At 40.8% G+C, this 18,077-nt stretch carries 20 protein-coding genes; 8 read left to right on the top strand and 12 right to left on the bottom strand.

What is annotated here, in order from left to right; translation table 11 throughout:
• Positions 1–8 precede the first annotated feature (8 nt).
• Positions 9–641: a hypothetical protein gene (locus tag KK487_RS11845; RefSeq protein ID WP_215521774.1), complete on the bottom strand. Its 633-nt coding sequence runs from the start codon at positions 639–641 to the stop codon at positions 9–11.
• A 70-nt stretch (positions 642–711) separates the two neighbouring features.
• On the bottom strand, positions 712–1,185 hold the full coding sequence (locus KK487_RS11850) for a DUF2947 domain-containing protein (protein WP_036953550.1): 474 nt from the start codon (positions 1,183–1,185) through the stop codon (positions 712–714).
• A gap of 61 nt (positions 1,186–1,246) precedes the next feature.
• Here KK487_RS11850 and KK487_RS11855 point away from each other — a divergent pair, with 61 nt between their 5' ends.
• From KK487_RS11855 to KK487_RS11865, 3 genes are read left to right on the top strand one after another with little or no spacing between them, the layout of a single operon-like run.
• Complete coding sequence (locus KK487_RS11855; RefSeq protein WP_008110327.1) at positions 1,247–1,471, top strand: DUF1653 domain-containing protein; 225 nt, start codon at positions 1,247–1,249, stop codon at positions 1,469–1,471.
• A gap of 54 nt (positions 1,472–1,525) precedes the next feature.
• Entirely contained in the window at positions 1,526–2,374 is an 849-nt protein-coding gene (locus KK487_RS11860) for an AAA family ATPase (RefSeq protein ID WP_008464234.1), read from the top strand.
• A gap of 1 nt (position 2,375) precedes the next feature.
• On the top strand, positions 2,376–3,563 hold the full coding sequence (locus tag KK487_RS11865; RefSeq protein ID WP_215521775.1) for a vWA domain-containing protein: 1,188 nt from the start codon (positions 2,376–2,378) through the stop codon (positions 3,561–3,563).
• A gap of 245 nt (positions 3,564–3,808) precedes the next feature.
• Here KK487_RS11865 and KK487_RS11870 read toward each other — a convergent pair whose 3' ends face one another.
• The 8 genes from KK487_RS11870 to tkt form a co-directional block, all read right to left on the bottom strand.
• Positions 3,809–4,609, bottom strand: coding sequence for a hypothetical protein (locus KK487_RS11870; RefSeq protein ID WP_215521776.1), 801 nt, complete (start codon positions 4,607–4,609; stop codon positions 3,809–3,811).
• A 187-nt stretch (positions 4,610–4,796) separates the two neighbouring features.
• The gene (locus tag KK487_RS11875; protein ID WP_215521777.1) at positions 4,797–5,252 is read right to left on the bottom strand and encodes a GNAT family N-acetyltransferase; all 456 of its coding nucleotides are present in this window, start codon (positions 5,250–5,252) and stop codon (positions 4,797–4,799) included.
• A 22-nt stretch (positions 5,253–5,274) separates the two neighbouring features.
• Positions 5,275–5,481 carry a hypothetical protein gene (locus KK487_RS11880; protein WP_215521778.1) on the bottom strand — a complete coding sequence of 69 codons (207 nt, stop codon included), beginning with the start codon at positions 5,479–5,481 and terminating at the stop codon, positions 5,275–5,277.
• A gap of 64 nt (positions 5,482–5,545) precedes the next feature.
• Positions 5,546–5,989, bottom strand: coding sequence for a hypothetical protein (locus KK487_RS11885; protein WP_215521779.1), 444 nt, complete (start codon positions 5,987–5,989; stop codon positions 5,546–5,548).
• A gap of 130 nt (positions 5,990–6,119) precedes the next feature.
• On the bottom strand, positions 6,120–7,352 hold the full coding sequence (locus tag KK487_RS11890; protein ID WP_215521780.1) for an NRAMP family divalent metal transporter: 1,233 nt from the start codon (positions 7,350–7,352) through the stop codon (positions 6,120–6,122).
• Positions 7,353–7,493: 141 nt separating this feature from the next.
• A complete protein-coding gene (gene hpf, locus KK487_RS11895; RefSeq protein WP_013465684.1) occupies positions 7,494–7,850 on the bottom strand; it encodes a ribosome hibernation-promoting factor, HPF/YfiA family in 357 nt (118 codons plus the stop codon).
• Positions 7,851–8,039: 189 nt separating this feature from the next.
• On the bottom strand, positions 8,040–8,354 hold the full coding sequence (gene ppnP / locus KK487_RS11900) for a pyrimidine/purine nucleoside phosphorylase (protein WP_010387728.1): 315 nt from the start codon (positions 8,352–8,354) through the stop codon (positions 8,040–8,042).
• A gap of 431 nt (positions 8,355–8,785) precedes the next feature.
• Positions 8,786–10,777 (bottom strand): transketolase, encoded by a 1,992-nt coding sequence (gene tkt / locus KK487_RS11905; RefSeq protein WP_028833925.1) that lies wholly within the window; start codon positions 10,775–10,777, stop codon positions 8,786–8,788.
• A gap of 265 nt (positions 10,778–11,042) precedes the next feature.
• Here tkt and metK point away from each other — a divergent pair, with 265 nt between their 5' ends.
• From metK to serA, 5 genes are all read left to right on the top strand, one after another.
• Positions 11,043–12,194: a methionine adenosyltransferase gene (metK, locus tag KK487_RS11910; protein ID WP_215521781.1), complete on the top strand. Its 1,152-nt coding sequence runs from the start codon at positions 11,043–11,045 to the stop codon at positions 12,192–12,194.
• A gap of 139 nt (positions 12,195–12,333) precedes the next feature.
• A complete protein-coding gene (locus tag KK487_RS11915; protein ID WP_036953523.1) occupies positions 12,334–12,879 on the top strand; it encodes a hypothetical protein in 546 nt (181 codons plus the stop codon).
• Between the two features lie 18 nt (positions 12,880–12,897).
• On the top strand, positions 12,898–13,494 hold the full coding sequence (locus KK487_RS11920) for a 5-formyltetrahydrofolate cyclo-ligase (RefSeq protein ID WP_036953519.1): 597 nt from the start codon (positions 12,898–12,900) through the stop codon (positions 13,492–13,494).
• Between the two features lie 53 nt (positions 13,495–13,547).
• The gene (rpiA, locus tag KK487_RS11925) at positions 13,548–14,201 is read left to right on the top strand and encodes a ribose-5-phosphate isomerase RpiA (RefSeq protein WP_215521782.1); all 654 of its coding nucleotides are present in this window, start codon (positions 13,548–13,550) and stop codon (positions 14,199–14,201) included.
• A 9-nt stretch (positions 14,202–14,210) separates the two neighbouring features.
• Positions 14,211–15,440 carry a phosphoglycerate dehydrogenase gene (gene serA / locus KK487_RS11930; RefSeq protein WP_028833921.1) on the top strand — a complete coding sequence of 410 codons (1,230 nt, stop codon included), beginning with the start codon at positions 14,211–14,213 and terminating at the stop codon, positions 15,438–15,440.
• Between the two features lie 92 nt (positions 15,441–15,532).
• Here the strand turns inward: serA and KK487_RS11935 are convergent, their stop codons facing one another.
• Both KK487_RS11935 and radA read right to left on the bottom strand, forming a co-directional pair.
• Positions 15,533–16,465 (bottom strand): aq_1923 C-terminal domain, encoded by a 933-nt coding sequence (locus tag KK487_RS11935; RefSeq protein WP_036953516.1) that lies wholly within the window; start codon positions 16,463–16,465, stop codon positions 15,533–15,535.
• 85 nt (positions 16,466–16,550) lie between these two features.
• Positions 16,551–17,936, bottom strand: coding sequence for a DNA repair protein RadA (radA, locus tag KK487_RS11940; RefSeq protein WP_013465693.1), 1,386 nt, complete (start codon positions 17,934–17,936; stop codon positions 16,551–16,553).
• Between the last annotated feature and the right edge of the window lie 141 nt (positions 17,937–18,077).

The raw sequence follows: 18,077 nt of genomic DNA on the forward strand, positions 1-18,077 counted from the left end.
TGTAAGCTTTACGCCAATGGCCGCTTAACATTGCGCCAATTAATATTGGCAGCCAATAACATTTCCCGTAACGATAATACCCGTGGCGTACTGCGCTTTGAAAACTGCCACTGGTGGCCACAACACGCCGCAGCAAGCGTTGCTTTGTTGGGTTTGAGTAATTGCGCACTTTGCTGCTCAAGCCCTTGACCTAAAAAATCAAACCAGCCAAGCTCATTGCAATGAATCTGTGTTTTAGTTACTTGATCAATGCTGTCTATTCTAACCCGAATTTGGCCGTGATTTTGTAATAATACAGGAATAATCAGCCCAACTTTGGCATAGACTTGATAAAAAAGTTCATTCGCTGAAGAATTAACTTCTGGCGGAGTTGGTTTTTGCTTTTCAAGCCACCCACCATTTTGCGCATCGAACGTAAAAGGCGATGTTGCATTAGCCACCCGTGTTGCGGCACGTTCAATGTAATAAGGCAGGCTTTTTAATTGCCTGCGTAAACGATCACCATTAGGTTCAGCAACTAAGCGTTGCACCTCTCGCTGATAAAAGGCATTACATAATTGTGCATAAAGCACTTTTTGTGCATCAGTTTGCCACATTTCAACTTGCTGATTTGTGTCAAACTGCTTATTTTTACTGACCAATCGCTGTACTCAAAAACACCTTAATAGATGTTTTATAACACAGTAATGCACAGTTTTTAAGCACCGATTGTTAGGGCTTTTCGCCTAATTTCGCAATGCCTGATTCTAAAAATTGCACAACAGTATTACGTTTTTTTCCAATTAATAAACTGCCATCGGCTAAAAACATAAAGTTTTGCCAGTTGCGTTTAAACACATCAAAGCTCGTTTCAATAATATTATCGCGCGCCATACAAAAATAAACGGTGGTGTTAGCCTGCCAGTCTAGGTGGTTTAAAATAGCGTCAGGAAATTGGGGAGCTTCGCTTTCCCATGCGTCTTCCCAATTTACTTCTTGGCTAAAGTTTTGCTCTTGCGCGCACCAATCGGTTTTATCAAAAAAGTCAGGATGATCATGTTCACGACTCACCATGGTTGTCCATAGCACTGCAGCACGTTCGCTGGTCATCGGTTTAATATTAGCTGCATCAATATCTGAAACCGGAATATCTTTGTGGCGAAATACCCAGGCTTTTTTGTAATCATCAAGAGAAATATAATTCATAGTATTGGCGTATTCTTTGGCATAATAAAAAGCGAAGGCAAATTATACAAGATAACAGACTATGACTACAGCACTAAAACTGGGTTTATATCAACACTACAAAGGCCCACAATACAAAGTTATGCATGTGGCAACTCACAGCGAAACCAACGAGCAATTGGTTATTTACCAAGCCTTATACGGTGAATACGGCATATGGGCACGTCCACTAAGTATGTTTACTGAAACCGTAGAAAAAGACGGTAAAACGATTGCGCGTTTTGCCTACCTTGGTGAAGCCGATTAACTATGGCATTATAACGCATAATAATTACTGCTCAGACCAGATAAAGGATAACCCGTGCAATTTAATTCTACTGATAATTACATCGCAAGCTCAGCATTAAAACAGGCCGTAAACGCCGCTATTATGCTGCAAAAGCCGCTTTTAATTAAAGGCGAGCCGGGCACAGGTAAAACCATGTTGGCTGAAGAGCTGGCAAAAAGTTTAGATACAGAGCTTATTCAGTGGCATATAAAATCAACCACTAAAGCGCAGCAAGGTTTGTACGAGTACGATGCAGTATCGCGTTTACGCGACAGCCAGCTAGGTGATGAGCGCGTTCACAATATTAGTAACTACATAGTTAAAGGTAAGCTGTGGCAAGCCTTCATGTACGCTGAGCTAAACGGAAAACGCCCAGTACTCCTGATTGACGAAATAGACAAAGCCGATATTGAGTTTCCAAACGATTTACTACTCGAACTCGATAAAATGGAATTTCACGTTTACGAAACCGGTGAGCGCATTGTGGCCAAAGAGCGCCCTATTGTGATCATCACGTCAAACAATGAAAAAGAGCTGCCTGATGCGTTTTTACGCCGCTGCTTTTTCCATTATATTGATTTTCCAAATAGCGACGAAATGCAGCAAATTATTGATGTGCACTACCCGCATGTTAAACAAGATTTAGTTCGCCAAGCACTTGAAGTGTTTTTTAACTTACGCGAAGCCAACGGCCTTAAAAAGAAGCCATCCACCAGCGAGTTACTGGATTGGTTAAAACTATTAATGGCTGAAGATATAGACGCAAAAACCCTGCACGACAAAGCGCAAAAAGGCGGCTTAATGCCGATGTTTGGCGCACTACTTAAAAACGAGCAAGACATAAGCCTAATCGAAAAGCTCGCGTTTATGAGCCGTCGCTAATATGTTGGTACAGTTTTTTTTCACGCTACGCAAATACCGCTTACCCGTGAGTCTGCGCGAACTGCTCGATTTAATAAACGCTTTAAAACAAGGCGTTGTATTTGCTGATGTAGACGCCTTTTATCATTTAGCGCGCACTATTATGGTAAAAGACGAAACCCATTTTGACCGTTTCGATAAAGCTTTCAGCGATTACTTTAGCGGTATTGCCGACTTAGACCTGCTCGAGAGCTTAAAACAGCAGCACAACTTACCTGAAGATTGGTTGCGTAAAGAGTTTGAAAAGCACCTAAGCGATGAAGAAAAAGCTCAACTAAAAGCCATGGGCGGGCTAGACGAGCTGATGAAAACTCTTAAAGAGCGTTTAGAAGAACAGCAAAAACGCCACGCTGGCGGCAATAAGTGGGTAGGTACCGGCGGCACCTCGCCTTTTGGGGCACACGGCTATAACCCTGAGGGCATACGCATTGGTCAAGACGGCAACCGCAATCGCCAAGCGGTAAAAGTGTGGGATAAGCGCGAATACCGTAACCTCGATTCTGACCGCGAAATTGGCTCACGCACTATAAAGCTGGCCCTTAAAAAACTACGCAAATTTGCCCGCACTGGCGCAAGCGACACCCTTGATTTAAACGAAACCATACGCGCGACCGCCAAACAAGGTGGCATGCTGGATGTAAAAATGGCACCCGAGCGCCACAACGCCGTAAAAGTATTGATGCTGTTTGATATTGGCGGCTCAATGGATGACTACATTCATACCTGTGAAGAATTATTTAGCGCCGCCCACAGCGAGTTCAAACATTTAGAGTTTTACTACTTTCATAACTGTTTATACGAACATGTTTGGCAAGATAACCAACGCCGCCACTCAAACGTTATTGACACCATGACGCTGATCAACAAGTTTACCAGCGACTACAAAGTTATATTTGTCGGTGATGCCACTATGGGCCCGTATGAAATTGCCTATCCTGGCGGCTCAGTAGAACATTGGAATGAAGAACCCGGCAGCGCGTGGCTGGCACGAATCACTAATCACTTTGATAAAGTCGCGTGGCTCAACCCACAACCGGTTGAACACTGGCCGTATTATCAATCAATTGATTTTATAAAGCAGCTGATGAACAACCGCATGTACCCGCTGAGTTTAGATGGAATAAGTAGCGCGATAAAAGAGCTGAGTTAAATATTAATTTACGACAGCTCAGCAGCAGAGCTTCGGGCGTGAACCTATAACTTTGTTGGGTGGCGCCTTCGGCTTAACCAACCTACCTTTTGACGTAGGTCGGATAAGTGGCGAAGCCGCGCCATCCGACAAAATGATGGATGTACCAGAAACAATCCGATGCACCGCGTTAATTGTATGCAAGCCAAACTCCTCTCATACTTGTGGTTATTTAGAAATAGTAGTTTCTTTTATGGTCGTAATTTTTAAGTTATCTTTAACTCTTTAAACTCTTCATATATTTTAAAGACTTCACCTATTATTGAATTACGTTTAGCTCCTAGGAGCTTTGGCATCCTATGAAATAGTGATCCTCTTCGTTTGTAATCCAAGCCAGGGTAGTGCGATATAAACTCGTTTTTATTATTAACTAAGTAATCACACTTTATTTCTGAGCTACTCATTTTTGTAACTGTATTTATATAAAAATCAGCTCTCAACTCGTAATTAAGAATTGCGTCCCTTAACTCTTCTAAAATACAAATTAAACGTTTAGTTTTAGTGCCTAGTAATATTTCTAAGTATGTACTCATAGAAAAAATATTAGCTGACTCTGCACTTAGCTGATGGTATCGGATAGAAACTTCTTCTTCAAACAGCTTTAATTTATTCTCAAGCTCTTGGATTTCATGGATTACTCCGGGTCTTTTTAAATCATCTTTAACTTTACGATCCAACTTAGCAAATAGTAAATAAGCCTCATCGGCCATCTCAAGAACAAAATTAGGCAAAGATTGTACCTGTGTACTGAAAAACTCTCTAAACTCTTTAACACCTTGATTATGCCTAAATAATATAAATTCTCTTACAGCAACAAGAGCAGCTATAACTGTAGCCATTCCACCAGAAAAGCTTCCAAAGTTTGCTAAAATATTACTGGACTCTCCCTTTGCTGATAAAATTATAAATAAGCCGTATAAAAGAATTGCTATTGAAAGCCACAGAGCAAACCAAAAAAAGTAATGTATATAAAATCGACCTACTTTTACTTTTAGACGCTTGAACATTTAACATTTCCCTTAGATGCAATCTTAGTAACATAACATGATCTCGGTTCCACTTCATGAAGCTAAAGTGTCAAATATTGACTTCATACATCATAATTTTTGACTATCGACTTCACGAACTGAACCGCCATACAGATAATATATACGTCCTATGACTATGAAACCTTACTTTCTCGTTCATTTTTACTCAAAGCGCTTTACTCATAAACAAGCTATATGGATCTAGCTCATAATTCCCAAACGGTTCACACTCTTTAAAACAAAATTGGGCGTAGAGCTTTTGTGCGGGCAAAAATGCCTCTGCTGTTCCAGTTTCTAAACTTAGCTTTTTGTAACCTCGCAGTGTTGCCTGCTCAATAATATGCGTAAGTAGCTTAGCCGCTATGCCTTGGCGCAAATAGTTACTTGATGTACGCATTGATTTAATTTCGCCATGAGTTGTATTAAGCGCTTTTAATGCACCTACACCCGCTAAATTACAATCAATCCATAAGCTATAAAATGTTATGTTGGGGTGAGTGAGTTTACTCACATCAAGTGCATGTACGCTCTCAACAGGTGAGTGCTTTAGCATATCGTTATGATGCGTTTTTAATAGTTTTATGACGTGTGGGTTTGAAAGCTCGCCTGTTCTTATTTCCATTTACAACTCATTTTTCCGTGTATTAATATTTAATATAAAGCGCTAATAACTTTATATTTAACTCATCATCAGTAAAAGCGATAACACTACCGAGTGGTTTCGAGTGTTCTAAGTCCCCTATTCGCATTTCAAACTTTTGATTATCAAAACTATCAATAAAAATATGTACTTCTTTATCCTCACCATAAAATGATGCGAAGTTGTCTGTAATGACCATATTAAATATCATAGTTTCCACCTTGTAGATTAAACATAAAATAATGATTACCTAGGACAATTTAAAGTTACAAGGTTTATAACGAAGGATTGCTATAAATTTTAAAATATTGATAAAAAATATTCTTTCTCGAAACTCCTTTAAGTGAAGAAATAAGAGGAAATAAGAACTCCTTGCTATCTAGTATTTCTATTTTCCATTTAGTATCGCCAATAAAATGAAAAGTTAACGTGTTCGAGTTTTGAATATTATAATTTCGAAAAGATCCCGTTGAATACATGCTACCAATCGTAGCTGAATCAATAATATCAAGGCGCTCATTCAAAAGATGGATATGAAGCATATCCTCGTAAGGAGTGTCATCCGTCATAAAGACAAGGTATTTACAACCGGCTTTAATGCAAAGCTCCAAATAAGTACCATCAACAACTTTATCTGTTTGCGTATTATTTAAAAAGATAAAGCTCTGTTCTGGAGACTTAGGGATTGTCTTAAATACTTGGCTTTCAAGTATGATCATCTTTTTCACCTAGCTATTACTTTTGACAGGCAAATTCTCGCCCACCGTAGGCTATCGTGGTCCACACTAGTCGGTATTTATGCAGAGGTTGTTTGATTTGCACCTTTCACCTCGAACCTCGAAAATAAAATCACATCAACTTCCACACTACAAACGCCACAGCAAAACCAACCAAGTACACTAAACCTAACCACGTTAAGCTACGCAAAAGTAGACTGTGTTTAATCGCGGGCTCTGAGCGCACTAGGCTGAAGTTAAGCCATGCAAAAACAGGGGTGGTTACAAAAGCAAGTGTCATTGCAAAGGTAAGCATAGGGCCAAGGGCTGATTTAAAAAATAAAATAACCGCCATACCGGCCAATGCTTGCAGTATAAGCCACGTATTTAAGCTGTGTTTAGATTGCTTAAAACCAAGTAATTTGTGTGATTCGTTAAGTGTGCGGGCGTAACCGTCAAGTACGGTGAGTGTGGTGCCAAACATACACAAAAACGCGATAGCTGATACCAAAGGCCTTGCCCACTCGCCTATTGTTGATGCGTACATATCAATCAGCTGTTTAGCAAACGCCACGCCGCCTAGCTCTATATTTGTACTCTGCCCGTATTGCACTAACGCGCCTAAACTAAAAAATACCAGCGCAAGCCCTGCGGTTAACCAATAACCTAAATTAAAGTCGAATAAACCTTGGCTTTTAGTCACACTTTGCTGAGTTTGTTTTTCTTTAAGCCATAAAGAGCTCAGTGCCGATATTTCAATAGGCGCTGGCATCCAGCCCATTAAGGCAACCATAAAGCCTAACATGGCAAGTTCATACGGTGAGGGGCCAACGTAGTTTACAGGCGCTACTGGGCCGTTATTTATAGCAATAACTAATGCGGTTATGGTTGCTATAGTAAGTAGCCCCATAATAGCTTTTGCTACGTTATCGAGCGCTTTAAAGTGCCCTAGTAATAATATAATTAAACACACAGCCAATATTAACCAGCACAATAAGGTAACAGGGATACTAATAGGTAATGCGTAGTGTAATAAGCTCGCCGTAAGCAGCAATACGCCCGCAGTATTTACCACAGCGGCGATAATATTCAGGGCAATAAAACTGTAAAAATACCCAGGCCCTTGGTTTTTATACCCTTCTACTAAACTATTTTTGGTGGCGAGTGTGTATTCCATACCAAAACGAAAAAACGGGTACTTTAAAACGTTAACCACCACAATAAGCCAAAATAGCTGCCAGCCAAATAATGCGCCTGCTTGAGTAGAGGCCACCAAGTGTGAGCCACCAATGGCAGCGGTTGCCATTAAAATACCTGGGCCGAGCGCCCCTAACCGAGACTTCCATGTGTTTTGTGTGTACTGCATTAACTTCTCAAATTTGGTGTGTTATGTGCTTTTATTATTAATTTTTATCATTAATAAACTGTGTGAATGCATAACTTACCTAATTTACAGGCAATAAAAAAGAGCCCTTAGGCTCTTTTTAAAATAACACGCTGTTAGTTATTAATTTAAATCCATCTCTTGGATGATTTCATGTGCTATTTCTGGTGTGGTACTTACAGGCTTTTCATGTAAGTTCGCTTTTATTTGCCCTTTACGATGCTTTAGTGCGGCATCGAGTTTTTTAGCTGCGCTGGAAATAGCAGGATACATAACTTCGTTTTCCCCTTTTACCGATATACGCGCACCTTCATAATTTGTGCTAATTTCTGCTTGGAACTTATGATGCTCTTTTGAAAGAATAATATCTAGAGATATCAATGATGGAAAATGGCTCGCGACTTTTGAGAACTTTTCGTTAATGTGTTCTTTAATAGAATCAGTAACGTCAACATGGTGACCAGAAAGATTAATTTTCATAGGGTATCCTTTTATTTGTTACCTCATAGTTAGTATTGGGGGCTAAACGAATTAACACAAGAGAAAAAATGAAAATTACGCAATTATTTATTACCCCACCTGATTTAGATCATTCATTTAGCATTAAGTATGCAAAAAGCCGCTTTGAAGCGGCCTTTAGAGGTGTTGATAATTTAATCAACCAACAAATTAATCGGTGTATGAACAACAATAATCTGCAAAATCACTTACTTTTACATGAAAGCTCACATTAGCATCAACATTAAATGACTCGCCCGCATTAAATGTTTTCCACTCGCTTTCACCAGGTAGTAATACATCCCACTGCCCTGCTAACAACTCCATGCACTCTTTTTGGTTAGTATTAAACTCAAATTCACCGGGTTGCATAAAACCCAAGGTTTTTGCTTCACCGTTACCTAAAAGCACAGTACGGCTTGATACTTTGCCATCAAAGTACACATTGGCTTTTTTAACCACACTAACGTTATCGAACTTTGGCATGTTAACTCCTGTTGTTAATTTATAATTTTGTTACCCCCACAGTGCCTGATACATAAAAACCTTGCAAGTTAAGTGCTGTGAAAATTACTCATCTAAAATCCAAAAGGTTAAAAAAGAACGACTTTATAGAGAGATATGCTTCGAGCAACGGGCTACGAGTTTCGAACAGTACTTTTAGTGATTTATGGACAAAGAGAACTAAAAGACGCTGCGCTTTAGAGAAGTGATCAAACAACTATTTTTTATAATTTGGGTTTTGTATTACCTCATTTTCTTCTCATTCGCTTCTCTTTGTCCAAATTAATTTTTAATGATTTGTGCACAAAGAGGGCGATGAGACACTACGCTTTAGAGAAGTGATAAAAGTACAACTCATAAAAAAGCCCGCCCTGTTTACACAGCGCGGGCTTTTAAAACACTAAAGTAATTAATTAAAACAATGCGTTTGCTTTGTTAACTACATTTTCTACCGTAAAGCCGAAGAACTCAAATAGCTCGTTTGCCGGTGCCGACTCACCAAAGGTGGTCATACCAACTACTGCGCCATTTAGGCCTACATACTTGTACCAGTAATCAGCAATACCGGCTTCAATCGCTACGCGACGCGAAACGCTTGCTGGTAATACGCTTTCTTTGTACTCAGGCGATTGATCTTCAAACGCATCGGTACACGGCATAGATACAACACGTACCTTTTTACCCTGTGCACGTAGCTCTTTCGCAGAGTCTTGCGCTAGCTGTACTTCAGAACCCGTTGCAATCAAAATAAGCTCTGGGTTGCCGTCACAACTTAGGATATAACCACCCTTTTTAACATCGCTTAATTGCTGGGCATCACGAGCTTGTTGCTCTAAGCCTTGGCGAGTAAAGATTAAAGATGTAGGACCGTCTTTACGTTCAATAGCTTGTTGCCATGCAATTGCTGACTCAACTTGGTCACATGGGCGCCAGTTGTATAGGTTAGGCGTTAAACGCATGCTGGCAATTTGCTCAACTGGTTGGTGAGTTGGACCATCTTCACCTAAACCGATTGAATCGTGCGTGTATACAAAAATGCTTGGTTGCTTCATTAATGCAGCCATACGTACCGCGTTGCGTGCGTATTCCATAAACATTAAGAACGTTGCGCCGTAAGGAATAAAGCCTTTATGCAGTGCAATACCGTTCATAATGGCCGACATACCAAACTCACGTACACCGTAGTAAATGTAGTTACCACTTGCATCATCAGCAGTTAAGCCTTTAGAGCCATCCCAAATTGTTAAGTTTGAACCCGCTAAATCGGCAGAGCCACCCATAAATTCAGGTAGTAACGGGCCAAACGCATTTAATGCATTTTGCGACGCTTTACGTGATGCTGGGTTTGCTGGGTTTGCTTGCAGCTCTTCAATGTACGCTTGTGATTTTTCAGCCCAGTCAGCTGGTAATTCTGAATGTGTACGGCGTTTGTATTCTGCTGCTAGCTCTGGGTATGCTTTTTCGTATGCGGCAAATTTTTCGTCCCAGCTTGCTTCAAGCTGTTGGCCTTTTTCTTTGTTATCCCACTGTGCATAAATATCTTCAGGGATTTCAAATGCATCGCCCGTCCAACCTAAAAACTCGCGAGACGCTTTAATTTCGTCATCACCTAGCGGTGCACCGTGACAATCGTGGCTACCTGATTTATTAGGTGAGCCGTAACCAATAATAGTTTTACAACAAATTAGTGTTGGCTTATCAGTCACGCTTTTAGCTTCTGCAATTGCTGCACTTACTGCATCGCTATCATGGCCATCAACGTCACTAATTACATGCCAGCCGTATGCTTTAAAACGTGCTGGGGTATCATCACTAAACCAACCTTCAACTTCACCGTCGATTGAAATGCCGTTGTCATCCCAAAATGCCACTAACTTGCCTAGGCCTAATGTCCCGGCTAGTGAGCATGCTTCATGAGAAATGCCTTCCATTAAACAGCCATCACCCATAAACGCATACGTGTGGTGATCAACAATGTCGTGGCCTTCACGGTTAAACTGCGCTGCTAATGCTTTTTCAGCAATCGCCATACCTACCGCATTTGTGATCCCTTGACCTAATGGGCCCGTAGTGGTCTCAATTCCTGGCGCGTATCCATATTCTGGATGGCCTGGTGTTTTAGAATGCATTTGGCGGAAGTTTTTAATTTCGTCCAGTGGCAAGTCATAACCACTTAAATGCAGTAGAGAATAAATTAGCATTGAACCGTGACCATTTGAGAGTATAAATCGATCTCGGTCAGCCCACTCTGGATTTGTTGGGTTATGTTTTAGATAATCGCGCCATAATACTTCTGCGATATCAGCCATGCCCATAGGGGCTCCAGGGTGACCAGATTTGGCCTTTTGTACTGCGTCCATTGACAAGACGCGAATAGCATTTGCAAGTTCTTTGCGAGATGGCATGAATTCTCCTACCTTTATATGTATTTGCGCGGGTATTTATTTATCCCCATTCTTACTTATTGTGGGGGCTGTGTGCAATTAAAAACCCATAAAAATAGGGCATTATGAATATTTTTTAAGAACCATTTACTATTAGATATTTTATTTAGACGTCTAGGCGTAAAAAAACTATGCAAGTTCATTTGTTTTAGATAAAATACGCGCCTTAATTTTTTAGCGCTAATACCGACGTTTGTGAAGCGCAATATTTGTGAGCATAATTACAATGGCAAAACATTTATTTACTTCTGAATCTGTTTCTGAAGGTCATCCGGATAAAATCGCCGATCAAATTTCTGATGCGGTACTTGATGCTATCCTAGAGCAAGACTCTCATGCCCGTGTAGCGTGTGAAACTTACGTTAAAACCGGTATGGTTATGGTTGGTGGTGAAATCACGACTAGCGCATGGGTTGATATCGAAGAAATTACACGTAAAACAGTACGTGAAATTGGTTACACACATTCAGACATGGGCTTTGATGCCGATTCGTGTGCAATTTTAAACACGATTGGTAAACAGTCTCCTGACATTAACCAAGGTGTTGACCGTACAAGCCCTGAAGAGCAAGGCGCTGGCGACCAAGGCCTAATGTTTGGTTACGCATGTAACGAAACAGAAGTATTAATGCCTGCTCCAATTACTTATTCTCACCGTTTAGTACAACGCCAAGCACAAGTACGTAAGAGCGGCGAGCTTAACTGGTTGCGTCCAGATGCAAAATCACAGGTTACGTTTGCATACGAAAATGGCAAGCCTGTAGGCATTGATGCCGTTGTACTTTCTACTCAGCACAGCGAAGATGTATCGCAAAGTGATTTAGTAGAAGCGGTAATGGAAACTATCATTAAGCCAGTACTTCCTGCTGAGCTTATTACTAGTGCCACTAAATTCTTTATTAACCCAACTGGTCGTTTTGTAATTGGTGGACCAATGGGTGACTGTGGTTTAACTGGTCGTAAAATCATTGTAGATACTTACGGTGGCATGGCTCGTCACGGTGGTGGTGCTTTCTCTGGTAAAGATCCATCAAAAGTTGACCGCTCAGCGGCTTATGCTGCACGTTATGTTGCTAAAAACATTGTTGCTGCTGGCCTTGCTGACAAGTGTGAACTTCAGGTGTCTTATGCTATTGGTGTTGCAGAGCCAACATCTATCAGTGTTGAAACATTTGGCACAGGTAAATTAGAAGAAGCGCGTTTAATCGAACTTATTCGTGAACACTTTGACTTACGCCCTTACGGCCTAATTCAAATGCTTGATCTTGAGCGCCCTATTTATCTTCCAACAGCGGCTTACGGCCACTTTGGCCGTGATGAATTCCCATGGGAACGCACAGATAAAGCAGACGTACTTCGCGCAGCAGCTGGCCTGTAAGCCACCTAGCTAATATTAAAACGGCCCTTTTTAGGGCCGTTTTGCTATGTGTATTAAGTTAGTCATAAAACAGTCTCGAACTGTTTAACATTTTAGGTATATACTCTGCTTATACAATAAAGCGTGTTAGGGATAAAAAATGGCCGACAATTTTCGTGTTATATTTGTAGGACTTGCAGAAGGCGCAGACAGCCAAGCAGTGACCAATGCACTGACAGAAAAACTAAAAACCTCACCTGAAAAGGTGGCGGCATTTTTTAATGGCAAGCCGCTGTTTGCTCCTAGCAACAAAGAGAAAGCCCTTAAGCAAGCTAAGTTACTTTCAACGCTGGGGATCAAAAGCAAACTTCAGCAAACAGCCCCTACACAAGCTACTTCTCAAAAAGCGCACGACAGCCAGCGAGATCAGCGCTTATTTGATGCCCTAGATTACATTACTAGTAGCTTAATTCGTCTTGAAGAGAAACTTGAGGATCTTGAGCAACGTCTCCCCGAGGTTGAGTTATCACTGCCTGATGAAAATGACGAACCATGGCAAGATGACGATTTAATGCTAGATGAGCCACTCTCTACAACACCCAAAAAACGCAGTAACCTTGTTTTATATTCACTGATTGCCACAGTTGTAATATTACTTATTGTGCTTGCTGTGTACTTATTATTTCCTAATTTATTCTCTTTTTAATCATGGTTTAGTTATTTAATGAGCAATAATCGCGCACAAATAAGACTCGATATTCGTAAAGCACGGAATAATCTATCAAAAAACCAGCAAGAAATAGCGGCCCACTCGCTTAAATTGAATTTTATTCAATATATAAAAAGCCAAAAAACAGCTAAAAAAAAACATATCGCCATTTATTTAAGCAATGATGGCGAATTAGATACCTCATTGTTAATTAATGAATTATGGAGCATTGAACAGCATGTTTACTTACCTGTAATTCACCCTTTCAACGGGGCTAATTTACTATTTCAACGATATGAAAAAAACTCACCCATGAGAGCAAACCGCTATGGTATCTTGGAGCCTAAGCTGAACTGCTCTCAAATATGCCCATTGCCAGCGCTTGATTATCTACTTATGCCACTTGTTGCATTTGATAAATTTGGTAATCGCCTTGGAATGGGGGGTGGGTTTTACGATAGAACCTTGGCACGTTTACACGAAGAAAACTGGCAGCAACCACAACTTATTGGCCTAGCACACGAATGCCAACAAGTGGATAAGCTCCCAATTGAATCGTGGGATGTGCCTCTTAAAACTATTATTACACCCAATAAAACCTACTGTTGGTAACAATTAATCTTGTAAACTAACAGTCTATTTTTGACATAAATGAGCACATAGCAATGACACAAGATGAATTAAAAAAAGCAGCTGCATGGGCTGCACTGGAGTTTGTAAAAGAAAACACCATAGTGGGTGTTGGTACAGGCTCAACCGTTAATCATTTTATTGATGCTTTAGGCACAGTAAAAGACACCATCGTTGGTGCAGTATCTAGTTCAGAAGCGTCTACAGCACGTTTAAAAGAACTTGGTATAGAAGTATTTGAGCTAAATGATGTTGATGCTCTGGATGTATACGTTGATGGCGCAGATGAAATTAACGCTCTAAACGAAATGATTAAAGGCGGTGGTGCAGCGCTCACCCGTGAAAAAATAGTCGCGGCAGTGGCTAAACAGTTTGTGTGTATTGTTGATGACACCAAACTAGTCGATATCTTAGGGGATTTCCCGCTGCCAGTTGAAGTTATTCCGATGGCGCGCAGCTATGTTGCCCGCGAATTATTAAAACTTGGCGGTGATCCTGTGTATCGCCAAGGTGTTGTAACCGATAACGGCAACGTTATTTTAGATGTACATAATTTAAAAATTACCCATGCTAAACAGCTTGAAACACAAATAAATCAAATTGTTGGCGTAGTCACCAACGGCCTATTTGCAGAGCGCGGTGCTGATAAAGTGATTATCGGCACAAAAAATGGGCCACAAATTAAATAGGATATGGTTATGAGTAAGGTATCGTTAGCAAAAGACAAAATTAAAATTCTCTTGCTTGAAGGTGTTCATCAAAGCGCTGTAGAAACGCTAAAACGTAACGGTTATAGCAATATCGACTACGTTAAAACATCGCTACCTGAGGACGAGCTTATTGAGCGCATTAAAGATGTGCACTTTGTGGGGCTGCGTTCTCGTACTCATATTAATGAATCGGTATTAAATGCAGCTGAAAAACTGGTTGCTATCGGTTGTTTTTGTATTGGTACCAACCAAGTAGATTTAAACGCAGCACGTGAACGCGGTATTGCAGTATTTAATGCCCCGTTTTCAAATACTCGCTCTGTAGCTGAGCTTGTACTAGGTGAAATACTGCTTTTATTACGTGGTATTCCACAGCGAAATGCCGCTGCGCACCGTGGTGGCTGGTTAAAAACAGCCAATGGCTCGTTTGAAGCGCGCGGTAAAACCTTAGGTATTATTGGCTACGGTCACATTGGTACTCAGTTGGGCATTATGGCTGAAAATATTGGTATGAACGTGGAGTATTACGACATTGAAGACAAACTGTCTTTAGGTAATGCGACACAAGTACATAACTTAACGCAGCTATTGCAACGCGCTGATATTATTAGCTTGCACGTACCTGAAACACCGCAAACTAAAAACCTGATTGGCACGGCTGAATTGGCGGTAATGAAGCAAGGCTCTATTTTAATTAACGCTTCACGTGGTACTGTCGTTGATATTGACGCCCTAGCAGAAGCGCTAACAGAGAAAAAACTCAGCGGCGCAGCAATTGACGTATTCCCAGTTGAACCTAAATCTAACGATGAAGAATTTATCTCGCCACTGCGTGAATTCGACAACGTTATTTTAACGCCGCATATAGGTGGTTCTACTCAAGAAGCACAAGAGAACATTGGTATTGAAGTAGCGGGTAAACTCGCTAAGTACTCAGATAACGGCTCAACTATTACTGCGGTTAACTTCCCTGAAGTATCATTGCCAGAGCTTGCTAATCGCAGCCGCTTGTTACACGTGCATCACAACCGCCCTGGCGTGCTAACGCAAATTAACCAAGCGTTTGCTCAGCACGGTATTAATATTGCCGCGCAGTACTTACAAACGGATGAAGCAATTGGCTACGTGGTTATTGATGTAGACACAGATCACTCAGAAGTCGCACTTAAAGAACTTAGTGCAGTTGAAGGCACAATTAGAGCGCGTATTCTTCACTAACTATCAGCTAAAATAATAAAAGCCGTACTTGAATAATCAAGTACGGCTTTTTTGTTTTAAATTGAATCCTGACGGCTTATAACTTACCGCTGTTATTTGCCTTTAACTTCTAAATTTATAAACTTAACCAGCTCTTCGGGTTGCCCTGCTAACATCATTAGTTGCTGATTCACTTCCATCATAGTTTTACCTTCAGGCAGTTTTGCTGACACACTAAACGAATTTAGTCCTTTAGCAAAATCAGTTAACGCCTTGGCTATTTCTTCGGTCACAGGTGCTTGTTGAAGCTGTTGATCAAGCATTGTTTGCATTTGCTCTAACGTCATACCTTGCTTTGCTAGCTCACTTTCTAATAAGCCTTTAAGATCACCTTGGTTATTAATAACTAAGCTAACATTACGTGGCTCTAGCTTACTCATTGCTTGCATAATCATTGTTTGCTGCTGTAACTCTTGCTCATAAGTAAGTGGCGTACTGCCTGCAGCTTGTTGAGCCTTACTGATTTCAAGTGAAGCGTCCATGAGCGCTTTAGAATTAGCAAGCCCCATGTCCATATCAATACTGGCAATATCATTAGCTTGCAGCTTAACAACAATATCACTGTTACCTGATTGCTCATCGTAATCTAATGAAGAGTGTAAATCATAACTGGCTGAGGCAAGTTGTGTATTTGTATCTGCAGGAAGTGTATCGACAAAGCTTTTATCAAATTGAAAGTTTTTTAACGTAAAAGCAGTATGTGGCGATATTTTATCGGTTTCGTAACCTGTCACTTCAACATGCTCAACCGTGGCAATTTTATCGCCCTCAGGGCTAGTCACTTCAATATTACTAATGGCAACACTGTTTGAAATAACACTCGCCGATAGCTCTGCGTAGTTAAAAGTAGCACCTGTTTGTTCGCTGACCAAGGCCAACTGTTTATCAACCTCAGCACGTACCTCTTGTGTTGCAACATAGTTTGCATAGCTCACGCCACCCACACCTGCAGCAATAATCGCGGCTGCAATCACTAATTTTTTCATGTCATTTCCTTATTAAACTCTTTATATAAGTGGCTTTAAGCAAGACTAACATTGAGAACATGCATCGTTAAGCACTTTTTGTTTGCTAGTTAATTAAACTCAGTAGCTCGTGCACTGTTTTAACTGGCGTTATTTTAGCACCCAGCCCTTCCATCGATTTATGGTAGTTACGAAATGGGATAAATATTTCAGTAAACCCATGTTGCGCCGCTTCTTTAACACGGGGTACACCACTGTCGATTGGACGCACATCACCGTTTAAACTTAGCTCCCCCATAATACAGGTGGTTCGAGGTACAACAAACTCGTTCAAACTACTTAAAAGTGCAGTAACAAGCGCTAAATCAATACAGGTTTCTGATTCATCAATTTTTAGACCACCCACAATATTAAAAAACGTATCGTGAAATATTTTAGTTTTAGTGTGTTTACGTAAAATACCAGTGAGCATTTTAATCCGGTTCATATTTAAACCAACACATACTCGCTGTGGAAATTCTGCTTCTGTTTCAGTGGTTAAACATTGAATTTCGAGTAGTAAATTACGATTACCTTTACGAATACAGGTAATCGTCGACCCCGGTGATTCAGTGGTTGAACCGGATAAGAAAATTTCGCTGGGGTTATCCACACTGAGCATACCGCGTTCACACATTTTAAAAATGCCCACAGTATCTATATCACCAAAGCGGTTTTTATTAGCACGCAGCGTACGCACTTGACCATCGTTGGTATCAATATGTAACAGTGCATCAACAATATGCACTAATGTTTGCGGGCCAGCTATTTCATTATTTTTATTTACGTGAGCAATAATGAACATAGTGACATCGTTTTGCTTACAATATTGGGTTAGCGCTTGAGCGGCACTTTTTACTTGCGAGGGTGAGCCAGGGCTACCATTAGCGGTGTCGGTGACCACGGCTTGAATAGAGTCGATAACGGCAAACTTAATTTTGTTTTTATCCAGCTCTTCAATAATGGTTTCAACACTGGTTTCAGAAAGTAAATAGAGCTCATCTTCGTTATAGTTAAGTTTTAAACGGTTTACTCGGTTTTTAAACTGCGACAAAGACTCCTCAGCAGTACAATAAAGCGATGGCATGCGCTGAGACATTCTTGCCACTAAATCCGATAGTAGCGTGGTTTTACCCGCCCCCGGATCGCCAGAAATAATATTAACCGAGCCGGTGGTTACACCGCCGCTTAGTACACGGTCAAGCTCGCCAATTTCAGTAAGCTGTTTTTCTGCCTCTGAGGTTGCTACCTCATTAATTTTTTTAGAGCCACCGCCAATACCACCGGCGTAGCCACCGACACTTGCACGAGCTGCTACTTTTTTGCTTTGCCCTGCAGAAGGTTTAAACTCTGCTAATGTGTTCCACGCACCGCAGCGACACTGACCTTGCCAGCGTTGATAGTTCATGCCACATTCTGTACAAACAAACTCTACTTTTGCCGCTTTAGCCATTTAAAACCTTACCTACTATTCTTTATTTTGAAATATTGACTGTTAAGCGCTTATTTTGCCATTGCTGGCTTTACCTTAGCAACAACGCCTTGTGGAATAGCGCATTTAGTATCACACTCACACTATACTGATGTAGTTTCA

The sequence above is a fragment of the Pseudoalteromonas sp. SiA1 genome (assembly GCF_018732205.1).
GTDB lineage: Bacteria > Pseudomonadota > Gammaproteobacteria > Enterobacterales > Alteromonadaceae > Pseudoalteromonas > Pseudoalteromonas tetraodonis.